9 protein-coding genes are annotated in these 14,750 nt (G+C 28.8%); 7 read left to right on the forward strand and 2 right to left on the reverse strand.

Annotated elements, in window-relative coordinates; all coding sequences use genetic code 11:
- Positions 1-55: 55 nt before the first annotated feature.
- The 7 genes from ACIP9G_RS00560 (at position 56) to ACIP9G_RS00590 (ending at position 11,532) form a co-directional block, all read left to right on the forward strand.
- Entirely contained in the window at positions 56-196 is a 141-nt protein-coding gene (locus ACIP9G_RS00560) for a helix-turn-helix domain-containing protein (protein ID WP_401016587.1), read from the forward strand.
- Positions 197-840: 644 nt separating this feature from the next.
- Positions 841-3,900: a lantibiotic dehydratase gene (locus ACIP9G_RS00565; RefSeq protein ID WP_401016589.1), complete on the forward strand. Its 3,060-nt coding sequence runs from the start codon at positions 841-843 to the stop codon at positions 3,898-3,900.
- A 6-nt stretch (positions 3,901-3,906) separates the two neighbouring features.
- On the forward strand, positions 3,907-5,250 hold the full coding sequence (locus ACIP9G_RS00570) for a lanthionine synthetase C family protein (RefSeq protein ID WP_401016590.1): 1,344 nt from the start codon (positions 3,907-3,909) through the stop codon (positions 5,248-5,250).
- Positions 5,251-5,269: 19 nt separating this feature from the next.
- The gene (locus tag ACIP9G_RS00575) at positions 5,270-6,991 is read left to right on the forward strand and encodes an ABC transporter ATP-binding protein (protein ID WP_401016591.1); all 1,722 of its coding nucleotides are present in this window, start codon (positions 5,270-5,272) and stop codon (positions 6,989-6,991) included.
- A 386-nt stretch (positions 6,992-7,377) separates the two neighbouring features.
- A complete protein-coding gene (locus ACIP9G_RS00580) occupies positions 7,378-8,358 on the forward strand; it encodes a S8 family peptidase (protein ID WP_401016593.1) in 981 nt (326 codons plus the stop codon).
- A gap of 663 nt (positions 8,359-9,021) precedes the next feature.
- Positions 9,022-9,966 carry an L-threonylcarbamoyladenylate synthase gene (locus tag ACIP9G_RS00585; RefSeq protein WP_401016595.1) on the forward strand — a complete coding sequence of 315 codons (945 nt, stop codon included), beginning with the start codon at positions 9,022-9,024 and terminating at the stop codon, positions 9,964-9,966.
- A 699-nt stretch (positions 9,967-10,665) separates the two neighbouring features.
- Positions 10,666-11,532: a helix-turn-helix domain-containing protein gene (locus ACIP9G_RS00590; RefSeq protein WP_401016597.1), complete on the forward strand. Its 867-nt coding sequence runs from the start codon at positions 10,666-10,668 to the stop codon at positions 11,530-11,532.
- Between the two features lie 46 nt (positions 11,533-11,578).
- On the opposite strand, the gene ACIP9G_RS00595 is transcribed toward ACIP9G_RS00590, so the two are convergent.
- Both ACIP9G_RS00595 and ACIP9G_RS00600 read right to left on the reverse strand, forming a co-directional pair.
- On the reverse strand, positions 11,579-12,796 hold the full coding sequence (locus ACIP9G_RS00595; RefSeq protein ID WP_401016598.1) for an MFS transporter: 1,218 nt from the start codon (positions 12,794-12,796) through the stop codon (positions 11,579-11,581).
- A gap of 1,291 nt (positions 12,797-14,087) precedes the next feature.
- Positions 14,088-14,690, reverse strand: coding sequence for a LysE/ArgO family amino acid transporter (locus ACIP9G_RS00600; protein ID WP_401016600.1), 603 nt, complete (start codon positions 14,688-14,690; stop codon positions 14,088-14,090).
- Between the last annotated feature and the right edge of the window lie 60 nt (positions 14,691-14,750).

Raw genomic sequence — 14,750 nt, forward strand, 5'->3', positions numbered from 1 at the left:
GAAATATCAATTTATATGAGGCTGTACTAATGGAGGAGAAGCTTGGGTTATACAATTGAGGATACATCAATTACGGGAGCGGAGATTTAGAATTGCTCAAATCTCAAAACGCTTTAAGATTTCACGTAAAACCGTCTATAAATATTTAGAGATGTCATTTGAAGAAGCTATAAGTATATTTAGTCATGCAGTTTGAAATAAAGAAGCTAAATTCCTATCAAGATTGGATTATTAATTGGCTGCATGAGTAGATATTAAGTGGTGAGAAAGTATTCGATTGGCTACAGGATCATTTTCCAAATGTCTATGTTGGTGAATGTACCGTAAGACCAAATGTATTGAAATTAGGGAAATTTATCAAATTGATTAAAGTTGAGAATGCAAGAGAGTTCGAGGAAGTAGATTAACAACCATTAGTAAACAAATTTAGGTTGATTAGGGGCAAACGGGCTCAATCACACAAGAAATATATGGTGTCATTGGATTGCCCTTTTACATCGAAGGTTACTATCCTAATATTTAATGACAAAATGATGTATAGGGCCTTAAATTAACAAGAGGCAAGGTTAGTCTTCCAACTTATCTTAGCAAAGTTCGCTCATTTTAACATCGAAAGGAATGGACTGAATTGATGGGCAATCAAGGGATGGTGACAGCCATTTTAGATTGGTTGTTACATGAGTTGAATTATTTATATGGACAATGAAAGTCATCGATTGAAGCATTAGCAATAAGATTTTTAACGAGTAAAAAGTGTTCAGAGTTAATGTACAAAAATGTTCAATTGGGGTTGACGGTTACACTATCCTCTTAATACTAAAAAATAGAGAGTGTGAGCTTATGAAACAGGAAAATCCATATATATTAAAAAACTTTATGTATCGATTTCCAAGCTTAGGCCTAGATGCCATTGAAATGATTTATTTCTTTGATAAAGAAAATCTTGAGAAAAAAGAACGAATAAACAAAATGCTTAGTAATGAAAAATTTAAAACGGCAATTAGAACAGCTAGTCCTCAATTATATGAAGCATGTATTGATTTATATAAGAAAGAAGCAAAAGACATAAAAAGCATCTACTTTTCTTTATTGAAATATTATATAAGAATGTTTTCTCGCCCTACTCCTTTTAGTACCTTTTCTAACGTCGGTATGGGTGTATTTAAAGAAGACAGTAATAATTCTATAACATTAGATACAAGTAAACAAAAGTATAAAATTAGAATTAGTCACGAGTGGATTTATAAATTTATTTCAAAGGTTGAAAATGATCGAGAAATCTTAAAAAACTTGGTACTTAAAAGTAATAAGTTATTGATAGAAATCTCAGACAAATATCATCTAAGCTATTTTACAGATGGTGCTAATAAAGATAATCATTTAGTAGAAGAAGTATCACTTAAAAAAAATAATCTGCTTAATTTCGTACTCAGCAATTTTGAAGAAGAGAATAAGGTTAGTGACTTCTTAAAAATTTTAAATGAAGCAACTAATAATGAGATTTTAGAATCTAAGGCACTTGATTATATTCTAGAGCTAATAAAAAAGGATTTTTTGATATCTGAGTTAAAATTTTCGAATTCAATAGATGATCCTATACATTATTTACATGAAAAGCTAGTAAAATTAGAAAATGGGAATCATTATTATTCGGATATTATAACCAGAATAATGACTAAAATAAATTCGCTGAATAATTTGAATTTTAACTATGGAAGTTTAAATTCAATAGAAAATTTCATGAAAAAAATTGAAGAAGCTACTGAATATATACATATAGATTCTTATTATCCTCAAGAAGTTGTGTTAAATAATTCTCTGAAAAAGGATTTGGAAAAACTCAGTAAAACTATCATTAAATTATCCAGCATAACCGATTCAAACAGAGACTACATGGACTACTATCAAAGGAAATTCATTGATTATTATGGAGTATATAATGCCGTATCGGTAAAAGATTTGTTAGAGGATAAAACGGAGCTAGGTCCTCCACCTACATATACAAATCCTGTAGGTTTGTTAGAATACGATTATCACAAACAAAAAAAAGAAGATAATAATTCCTTTTTAAAACAGATTTTATATCAATCTTTAATAAAAGGAGATAACGAATTAGATATAACAGAATATCTTAATAATAGCCTTCTGGATATTAAAGATATTCCTTCTACTAGCCTAGACTTATATTTTTCAATATACGCTGAATCTAGTGAAGAGCTTAGCAATAATAACTATACAATTTACCCTTCTGGTAATATTGCTTCCCCATTCGCAGGTAAAACTATGGGTAGATTTCTTGATATATTTCCTGTACAACAAGAAGTTATTAATACAGAAATATATGATAGAGAGAGTAATATTCAATTTAACGAGGAATTGACAAATATTAATATTCAACCAATTAAGGGAAAATACACTAATGTAATGAGTGCTTCCAATAAATTTAATTATGAAGTTTCGATTGCTTCTACTACAAATTCCTCTAAAAACGCTATTGAAATTGATGATATCTATATTTTTAGTGATGGAGTGCAATTTCACTTAATTTCAAAATCAAAGGATAAATTAGTATTCCCTATAACTTCGCATATGGCAAATCACCAATTTGAAATGCCTAATATATATAGATTTTTGTTAGATTTAGCTGCTTATAAGAGAGCAGCAATTATCCCCTTTAATTGGGGGGAATTTGAGGAGCTCCCATACCTACCAAAGTTGAAGAGCGGGAATTTAGTTATACAAAACAAATTATGGAATATAGATGTAAGAAAAGAAGCGTATAAAGACATGCAAACTCTTTCAAAACTGGTAAAAAATTTTTTCACTACTTATAAAGTATCTAGATATATCAAAATTATTGATTTTGATAATTATTTATTTATAGACACGCACTCAGAAAGTATGTTTGAGTTATTCATTAATGAATTATCAAAAAAGAAATTTTTTCAATTTATTGATGCAGATGAGATGATGAATACAAGTATTTTATCTGATAAACATACCTATTATGTAAATGAAATTATTTGCAGTTCATTTTTCGATAATATTAATAAACCTCAATTATTTAATCAACGTCCACTTTCTTACTATTCAAAAGAGAATAGATTTAAAGATTTAGGAAAGGAGTGGTTATACTTAAAATTATATCACCATAATAATATTGATAATGATCTACTTATTTATTATATTCCAGGTTTTATTCAAAGAAATAAACTGGAAAACCATTTTTATTTCATTAGATATGCTGATCCATATCCACATATAAGACTTAGAATTAAAGTGGGAAATCAACTATTAATAATAATTGAAAGAATTAATGAAATGATTAGTATACTTCGGAGAAAAAAATTAATCATAAATGCAACATTTGATGGATATAATCGTGAAATTGAAAGATATGGAGGGCAATATTTAATAAAATATGCTGAAAATATTTTTTGCAAAGATAGTCTGTTGATATTGAATTTATTACCTGCTATTAAAAAATCTAAAACTGAATTGGAGTATTATTCATTAATAACACTAGATATTTTGTTGAAGTCTTATTTAGGTAAGGAGTGTAGTTTCAATTGGTTAGAGAAGAATATGAATATCGATAAAAAATATTATAAAGATTATCGTAAACTATTTAAAGAAAATAAAAGTAAATACTTTGAGGTTGTTAAGGAAATTAATTTTACTGTATCAAGCGAAATTAAAGATTTAAATAAACTAATACAAAATTATTCGAATAAGTATATACAAATTCACTCTAATAAAGAATATTTCAATCAAATTGTTTTATCATTTTTGCATATGCACTTGAACAGATATGGTATAAATTCAGAACGTGAACAAAGAATAATGAACTTCCTATATTTCATGAAAAAAGAGGATTATATGAAAGATAAGAAAAGGTGATTAATTATGCTAAATAAATCGAATATAGAAGAAAAAGCAATTGATTATGCTAATCACTTTGGAAATCTACAAGAATTAATAACATATATATCGAATGACTCAAAAAAGTTTCCTCAAATAATTCAAGAATGGTTTTATAATTTTAGTTATTACGATTTAAATCAAGGTTTGTTAAGCAACTGTTTATTGCTTGGTGAGATGGATAATATTTTCCCTGAAAAGAATTTTTCCTCTTATTCACACGAAATTCTAAAATTAGGTATTAATAGGGAGAAAATTTCTAAGGTTGAAAATCCAGGATTATGGACTGGTCTAACAGGAATATGTATGGCAATTCAAGCTGTTTCAAAAAATAATACAAGGTATGTTAGCCTACTTAAAGAATGTAACATTTTTCTTAAAAAACTAATAAAAGAAAAGCTTAAAATAGTAAAACTAAATCTAAATAATCATGATGTTCATATGCCCGATTACGATTTAATAGAGGGGATATCCGGAATTGTCGTCTACTTATTAGAAGCAAAAAAATATGATGAAGATTTTGAAATTCTCTTTAATGAATCTATAGGATATTTAATTCAATTGTGCGGAAATCATAGTTTCAAACATCTTGAAATACCTAATTGGTACATTCCTCAAAAAAATCAATTTATTGAGAGTGAAGTAGAAGCATTTCCTCAAGGAAATTTTAATGTAGGTATATCTCATGGTATTACAGGAGTTCTTGCAGTATTGACCTTTTCTTTAGATGTTTGTTCAAATAAAAAAGAGGTGGAAAAAGCAATATACTTTGTAACTGATTGGCTAATTAATAATTTAACTAAAAATGAAGATACATCTTATTGGGAAAAAAAGATCCCGTTAGAAAAATATTTTAATCATAAATCTTTGAAATCGGATTATCTTAACTTTAGTTGGTGTTATGGGGACTTGTCTATAGCTAGAACTATATGGAAATCAGGGACAGCCTTAAACAATAGCTATTTAAAAGAGTTTTCTTTGGAATTCTTTAACACTGTAAATACACATAAAAACGATTATAATTTAATATCCCCTAGCTATTGTCATGGAATAGCAGGATTATTACATTTAATAATAATGATGAATGAAGATACAAAACTTCCAATCTTCGAAGAAATGGAAAGTTTTTTTATCGAAGAACTTATTAAAAGATATGATGAAAAATCAAAATTTGGCTTTAAAGATATAGAAGCATTTAATAATGAAAAATACAAATTTAATAAGACTGGGCTGCTAACTGGGAATTCTGGCATATACCTAGTTCTTTTATATTACATCAAAAGAAAATCTTTTACCAAATGGGAAAGTCTTTTTTTAATGAGCAATTAAGAGAAGGGACATTAAAAAATTGAAAAAAAATCACCTAATAGTCTTACTTAAATTAGTTAATTGGCCAAAGAAAATAATTATTATTAGTATTACTTTATCTATACTTTCCTCTTTAATAAATTTAGTACTCCCAATTATCACAAAAACTATAATTGATGACTTTTCAATTGATAATATTAAATGGAGCTGGGTTGTATATTTAATTGTATTTTTTATTGTTAACTCCATTCTAAGTGGAGTTTCTTTTTATATGCTGAAATATATAGGAGATAATGCAATATATTGTATTAGAAGTAAAATGTGGAATCATGTTTTGGGACTCCCAATTTCCTATTTTGATAGTAACGACAGCGGACAAACAATAAGTAGATTAACAGATGATATTGAAAATATGAATAGTTTTATTTCAGAGAAAATCCCTAACTTACTTTCGCAAATTATCATCATTATTGGTTCAGTAACAATGTTAATTGTATTAGATTGGAAACTAACATTAGCAATGTTATCAATTATTCCAGTTACTTTATTTGTAATATTACCTATAGGGAACCTCACTTATAAAATATCTCTCAATTTGCAAAATGAAACTGCTAATTTTATTGGTTTTTTAAATCGGGTACTTACTGAGATAAGGCTTGTCAAAAGTTATAGTGCTGAAACGAAAGAGTTTAAAAATGGGGAAAGAAAATTATTTGAACTATTTAATTTGAATTTAAAGGAAGCCAAAATTCAAGCAATCGTATCGCCAATTGTAACAGGTACAATGATGCTAATGCTATTAATAATAATAGGGTATGGTGGTTTGAGAGTATCTAATGGGGAAATTTCTGCAGGTACATTTGTTGCTATACTCTTTTACTTAATTCAATTAATAACTCCTATAGCATCTTTATCCTCATTTTATACTGATTATAAAAAAACTATAGGATCTACAGAGAGATTGTATGAAATATACATTATGCCCCAAGAAGCAATATATAACTCAAACATCCCAATAAATGATGTAGATTCTAACTTATTAATTAAAAATTTAAGCTTCAGTTACGATGGAAAAGTTAATGTATTAAAAAATTTAAATATTACGATTCCTGAAAATAAAACTACAGCTATAGTCGGACCTTCAGGATCAGGAAAATCTTCACTCTTTTATTTAATAGAACGTATGTATGAACCACAAGTAGGTGCTATTTATTATGGTGGAGTTTCTATTTCAGACTATGGATTAAAAGAATGGCGTAATGTTATTGGTTATGTTATGCAAGAAAGCGCTATGATAAATGGCACTATTAAAGAAAATTTAATGTATGGAGTAGATGATGTAGATGATAAAAAAATAATACAGTATGCTAAACTTGCAAATGCATATGAATTTATAAAAAATTTTCCAGATGGCTTTAATACTCTTGTAGGTGAAAGGGGTATAAAACTATCTGGTGGGCAAAGACAAAGAATTGCTATTGGTAGGGCTTTTTTACGTGATCCAAATCTTCTTTTATTAGATGAAGCAACAGCTAGTCTTGATAGTGAAAGCGAACAATTAGTACAAGATGCTTTAAAGAAATTGATGAAAAGTAGAACCACTATAGTAATTGCCCATAGATTATCTACCATTAAAAATGCAGATCAGATTATATTCTTAGATAATGGGGAAATAACAGGAATTGGATTACATCAAGAATTATTAGAAACTCATAAAAAATATGCTTTATTTGTAGAAACTCAAGCTATTAACAATTTATAAGAGGATGCCCATATGACAACACTTAAATTAAATCTTTTAACGAGCCACTGAAATAAGAAGTACGTCTAGAACTAGTAATGACAAACGTTATTATAACTAATTATGAGGTGAGTGTTAGTATATGTTTATAATCTTTGATTTAATCGTTGATTTGATAATAAATGCATATGTAGCATTGGGGTATGGAACTCCACAAAGGAAAATAAATATAAGAGTTGACAAGTTGTCAAAAGATAATCCAGAAATAAAGGATTTATATGACAAAAACAAGCGAATATTCGAGGAAAACTCAGAACTATCCAGGCTAATTTTAAACGCAAATATAAGAAATCGAGAGGAAAAGCAAGAACTTTCCCGTAAAATACAACTCTTTTTTGAGACGAATAATGTCTGATAAAAGTACACTATTTAAATACCAATGGAGTATTTCTAAATTAACAAAAAATGGGGAAGTTTATAATTTTTCAATAGGAAGTTCTGAAATTAAAGTGGCTATTATCGATAGTGGAATAGACTATACTCATGAAAATCTACTTTCTAACATAGACTTTCAAAATTCAAGAAGTTTTGTAGGTGAACATACAAATATAATGGACTACGATGGTCATGGAACTATGGTTGCTGGAATTATTTGTGGAAATGGGATTTTAACGGGTTTAGCCCCCAATATTTCTTTGATTATTTGCAAAATAACGGATAATAAAAAGTTTAAATTAAGACTCTTCTTACAAGCATTTAAATATGCAATAAGTTGTAATGTAGATGTAATAAATATAAGTCTTTCAATGTTTATAAAAACTAATGATAACAATTTACTGAATATTATTAATCAATTGATAGAAGAGGCCACTAATAAAAATATATTAATTATTACTTCTGCAGGTAACACTAAAATTAATTTAGATGTCCACCCAGAATTACATATGTTAGGGTTTAACCCCAGTGTTTACATAGTTGCAGCTAGCAATAAATTAGGTGAACTCTCAACATATTCAAATTACAGTGATAAATGCTTGCTTGCTCCGGGAGGGGAATGGTTTTTTGATACTAATGATCCCACGCAAGTTATCATTACAACCTATCCAAAACATTTAAAAAACATAGATCCTTTAAGAAAAAATTTGGGCCTCCCGCAGGGCTATACTATAAGTTATGGAACAAGTATTTCTTGTGCACATTTTAGTGGAACAATTGCACTTTTCATTAGTTATTTTTTAGAGTTGAACGGTGAAAAGCCAAGTATTGAAATAATTAACTATTACTTAAAGAAAAGTTATAAAGCAAAAGATGAAAATGCGAATTGTATTAATCTCCAAGAGATTAATACATATAATTTATTAAATCTTTTACATGATTCAATATCATAAAATTTCGAAAGTTACTTCTAGATTTTGATAAATAGTAGGTAATGAGTAACTGCGATTTATGGTCAGACTGTTTGGTAATTGTATGGTTATCCGCCCCTTCGCTCCGCTATATCTGTGTTTTATGGAATGTGTAGAGGCGAAAACCAACCATGGATGAACCTATTGGTTAAAACTAACTGCTAAAATACGACGACTCCTAATTTCACTATTTATCAGGTCCACCCACAAAGTAACTTCATTATTTTGCAAACTATACAGCGCCATATACCTTTTAAAGGATTTTGAAAAATAAGACCATTCCAAATCTGGGGGGTCTTATTGAAATTTAAAGAAGCATAATAGGCAACTTGGAGAGACCAACATTGTAAATATGAATAACTACATTAATAGCTATGCTCAATAAACCGTAATTCATAAATCTCAAAACGTTGTTAAAACAATGAAATCTAAAATATGTACCAGATTAAAGTAAACCACTCAGTAAATAAATAGTGGTTCCCAAAATAAAGATTGCTGAACATTTATTGAAGATATTCATCATTTTGTTCGGGGAAGTGCAATCAGGAGAAAATGTCATTCAGGCGAAATTGTTTGATAAGGAAGTCGAGATTACCTTACAAAACTAAATGTAAATCAAGATTATATATACGGGGTGAATATAGGATGAACGAGGAAGCCCTTATTGAAAAATCTATATCTGCGTTGAAAAAAGGGGATTTATTAATTTATCCTACAGAAACAGTTTACGGAATTGGAGTGGATTCTCAAAATATTGAAGGGTTAAAAAAACTTTATAAAATCAAAAATAGACCTATACATAAGCCTCTTGTTTTAAATGTCTCTAGTATTGATATGGTAAGTAAATTAGCTTATATTTCAGAAGATACTAGGCTTCTAATGGAATATTTTTGGCCAGGTCCTATAACATTTATTTTAAAATCGATCAGTGAGGAAAAGAACATAGGGTTTAGAATGCCTGATAACAGTTTGACTTTGAAAGTTATTGAGAATTTTGGAGCTCCTATATCAGGTACTTCTGCAAATATTTCAGGTCTATTAGCTTCCACCAATATCGAGAAAACTAAGAGTTATTTTCCGCAAACAGACATATTCTTTTTGGATGGAGGAAAACCAAGTATCGGAATCGAATCAACTATTTTAGATATGTCATCTTATGAAAACTATAAAATTATCAGGCATGGAATCATATCTAAAGATAATATTGAATCTACCCTAAAGAAAACTATAAGTGATAAACAATCAGAAATATATTATTCATTGGCAGGGAATATTAAATTTTTACTGACTTCTATGAGCCAATTAAAAGAAAACAAGTACAACTATACAAATGATGATTACATCTGGTTAGTTAGAGAACAAACAACTAAGAAAACCAATTTATCGAATCTTAAAAATGTGATTGTAATAAGTGATGATTCCCAAGAAGCCTTAAAAAATTTATATGATAATATTAATTCTATTCAAACTGATAGAGTAAAGTTTATTGTCGCAGAAATGAGAGAACCGTTAATCTACGCTGATAAATTATTTAATGAAAAAATCAGCATGTTAGCCCATAGGACATATATAAATTTGGAGGACTTATGATTATTAAACATGTTTATGATTATAATCTAGATCATTCCTTTATCTGGTGGTCAAATTGAGAATTGCATTGTCTAGGGCTTTATTGAGAAATAAAAACATTCTACTTTTATACGAAATTACAGCCAACCTGGACCCTGAAACTGCCGAAAAAATAGAATATTTTTTATTTAGCACAAGTGATTTAACAATTATAATGGTGACGCATAGAATAAATGATCGTTTACTTAAAATGGTCGATGCATTTTACAATTATAATTTAAGATAGAATTTCCCAAATGTTAAATTGTTTAGGACTGTTTATAATTTTGCTCTGGAAATGGCATTTTACCTGTCAAGTTCACTTAGAAGCGTAAAATAATATGCTTCTTGTTGTTTCGTCTTTGTCAAACAGAAATACTAAAATAGAAAAGGAACCAATAGTACTAAAATCGAACCAATACTAAAAACTAATACCACTTTTATTATGTCTTTTTTCAAGATAACACCACCTTACCCTAAATGTAGTTAACGAAAAAAAGAAAATAAAGGTTTTAAAAATAATATCATCTTTTTTCTGAAAATTTTAATTAAGGGATATATTGAGATTGAGACGCAAAATCAGAACTTATTCTAGCAATATAAGATGAAATTTATAAAGCACAAAATGGGAGGCAATTTGAACAATAATTTCTATTTTAATATATGATAAAGGTGATTTTTATGGATAACTTAGGTCATACTTTTCGCAAGTTACGGTTACACAAAGGTTATAGTCTTAATAATACAGCAAAAGATATAATGTCTGTTTCTCATTTATCTAAATTTGAAAGAGATGAAACGGGCATAACTGTTTCTAAGTTATTATTGTTACTTAATCGAATTAATGTAAGTTTTGAAGAATTTATCTATATCCATAATGAATTTAAAGTAGGGCATTTTGAAGAATTAATTATAAACATGAAGGAAGCTTATTTACGTGGAGATTTAAAGTTTTTAAATAAGTTAAGAAATGATGAAATTTTTAAATTCGAATTAACTAATGTATTGTCATATAAATTAAACAGCATCATGATCGAAGCAATTATTTCGGACCTTACTAACAACAAAGTTAAACAAGAAAATTTAGAAATACTCGTTGATTATTTATGGCAAGTAGAAGTCTGGGGAGAATATGAAATAATTCTTTATGGAAATACATTACATTTATTGGCTATAGATACTGTAATTATGCTATCCTCAGAAGTCATAAAAAAGAGTATGTATTTCAAAAACATGTTAAGTTACAAGCGTAATTTATTTGATATCTATTTTAATACAATTAGAACATGTCTTGAGCATAATAAGTTGAAAGAAACTGAAGCATACTTATATGAATTAAAAAATCAAAATATACCTGAAACCTTTATTTTAGAAAAAACAATTCTAAATTTTTACTTCGGTATATTCAAAATGCATACAAAATATAAACAAGGTCTTGAACTTGCTCAAGAATCAATAGATATATTACATAAGGTTGAATCCTTGAATCATGCTCTAAATTATGAAGAATACTTACAATCATATATAAAAAAGCTTAAAAACCAATAAAAATATAATAGCCAGCTATCAATAAAAATCAGATAGCTGGATTTTTTTAAGAATGCCTTTCTTCTAAGATTTCCTTTTTATCTCGTAAAGAGGGTAAGTAGAAAATCGTTACTAAAGCAATTAGTATTAAATAGGCTGCAATAATAAAACCTGTATTAATTATGCCGATACGATCAATAAAGTATCCGAAAAGTAGATATCCTGGCAAGCTTACTCCAGTGTAAACGAAATGGTATAAGCTGTATACTCGTGAAAGATATTTCTCTTCTACATTGCTTTGTAAATACGTATTTAAAAAAATTAAAAATAAACCTTGTGCAAATCCACCGATAAGTAATCCTATTAACAATACCGATAGTGGTAATTTCAATGAAAATAAAGCGATAATAATACCAAAGAATAGACTTGAAGCATAAAGCCCTATTTTAGGATTAATTCGTTTGTATAAGTAAGGTGATATTAAAGATCCTAAACCAATTCCAATCAAACTATATGTGGTAATTATATATAAATCTTCATGTGGTCGTTCCAATATTTCCACTAAATACGATATTAAATAAAGATCCACTGATGAACCAACTAACCATGCAGCACCAAATATTTGAAACAGCTTACTATATAATTTATTTACTTTAATATAAGCTAATCCAGCTTTTACGTCTTGTATGATAGTTTTCGGTTCGTTGTTTGATAAATTTTTGTGATATGGCTTTACTGCTAAAATCATAATCATCGAAATAATGTAAAATGAGCCTATGATAAGTAGCAAACTAGAATAACTCAATCCACTTTTAATCAACCAGGCCCCCACGCTATAAGAACCTATTTTTGCAAAGAGCATTGTGATTTGGATATAGCTATTTGCATTCGCTAAATATTCCGTCTTAACAATTTTGGGCAATAGAGACGAATTGGCCGGGATGTAAAATATATTACACAGGACAATGGCAAAGATAAATATATAAATTATAGTAGGTGTTAAATGAATCGCGTTAATTATTGCTAGACATCCAACTAAAACAAATCGTATTATATCAGTAAAACTCATGACTTTTTGAAGGTATTTTCTTTCAATAATTGCCCCTGCTGGCAAAGAAAATATAATTGCTGGGAGTGTAGAAAATATAAAGAAAATAGAAAGTCCGATAGCGCGAATACCAAAATTGCCCAACATAGATAATAGAATTATAAATAACATAGCATCCGCAAATACACTAAAAAAACGAGAGAAAAACAGTAAAACAAAATTATGATTTTTAAACATAATAGCCCCCCTAGGCGAATGATTACTGGCTTGTCATCTTTACTTTGTAAACTACTCACCACCTAGCTAAACCTAACAATTCTTAACGCTTGAAGTGGGTGCTTCTTGGGGACTAAGCGAATGTTATTATTCTTAGACCTTCAGTCAGGATACGAACTTCTTCAAACTTTACTAATTCTTCTGACGAAATAGGTTGTAATTTGCTCATTTCTATATCCTCCTCCCTTATGATAAATTAAGTTTATAATAATGAATCAGAGTATTGAAAAAATTCTAATATTTTAAAACTAGATATTTACATGAAAAGAGTGGATAGTATCCTCTAAATGTAGAAAAATAATAAATACTAGGCTTTTATTAATGCTGTTGAAGAAATAAAGTAAAAGAAATTTATTTTCATTTTTGGTTTTCCAATTTTTCATATATTAGAAATCGTTAGTATATACAACCAGATATTTTTAAATAAAATAGAGGTGATTTTCACAAAGCTTACACCACATATGAGGTTTTCATGATTGCCAAAATAAACGTTTCAATTCAATATATAGTTTCTTATAGAAATCTTTTGAAGATAGATATTATTGATAGTAATGAATTAATTTCAGATTTTTTATCTTCACTTGTGGTAGGAAACAAAATTAAATAGAAATAGGTCTCGCGCAAATATAAACCACATCTATTGTGCAGAGATTCTAGCACGTCTGGCGATTGTATTATATTTATTATCAATTCAAATGTCATTGCTATTATTAACTATACTAACGGTAGGAAGTAATGACTTATCGAGCTTTAGCCTTAACAGAGAGTGTAAAATCGAAATGATAAATGAAGCTAATGTTTGTCCCAATGATTTTTTATAGAAATTTAACAAAAGAAAAACCCAATTTAATTTTGAAATTGGGTTTTTTTGATTCATTAAAATAAAAAATTCTTTTGTTAGCACTCGCTAGAGCTATAGCTATTTTATTAATAACGTGAGCACAAAGGGGAAATATGCATTAAGAAGCTGACTATACAGAATAGCTATTACTAGGATAGAAACTCATTTAAAAATTATAGAAAGATGACTATAAATTGAAGATTTTTGAAACATTAAGACCACTCCATACGGGTGGTCTTGATGAAAATTAAAGAAGAATAAAAGGAGACTTGGAGCAATCATCATTGAAATTGTGAATAACTTTATTAAAAGTTATGCTCATTAAAACGTATATAAAACAAAAACGTTGTTATATCAATGCAACTACAGCAACTATTTATTATAAAATGTATCTCTAAACTATGTACCAGATTAAAGTAAACCACTAAGTAAATAAATAGCGGTTGCCCAAATAAAGATTGCTGAGCATTTATTGAAGATGTTCATCAGCTTGCCAGAGCTATCGAGCTTTTTAAAAGATGCACCTGCTAGTGTAAGACCGAAAAACCATAGCCATGAAATAAGTACACATGCAGCAGTAAAGAGTACTTGTTCTGTACCATTATATTTTAATGCACTTGTGCCAATTACGCCGATTGTATCTAAAATAGCATGTGGATTTAATAACGAAACAGACAGCGCAAATACAATTTGTTTTTTGACAGGCATTGCTTCGCTCTTTTCGCTAGTGGTTGCTGTCGAGCGCCAAATACTATAGCCGATGTACAACAGAAACACGATACCAACGCACATTAAAGCGATACGTAGCCATTCAAATTGCAAGACAATAACGGATAACCCAAAAACAGCAAGCAAAATCAATAAAGTATCGCAAAGAGCTGCCGTAATAGCAGCTGGTACGGCAAGTATGAAACGTTGTTGCGTAGCGCCTTGTGAAAAAACGAAGACATTTTGCACACCTAACGGTAATATAAGTCCGAATGCTAATAGCATCCCATGTAAAAACGCCTCCAAAGACAATCCCTCCTTTCCATACTAATTCTACCTATGTTATAACTAAAAGAAAACGACCAA

The sequence above is a fragment of the Lysinibacillus sp. NPDC093197 genome, assembly GCF_044754025.1.
GTDB lineage: Bacteria > Bacillota > Bacilli > Bacillales_A > Planococcaceae > Lysinibacillus.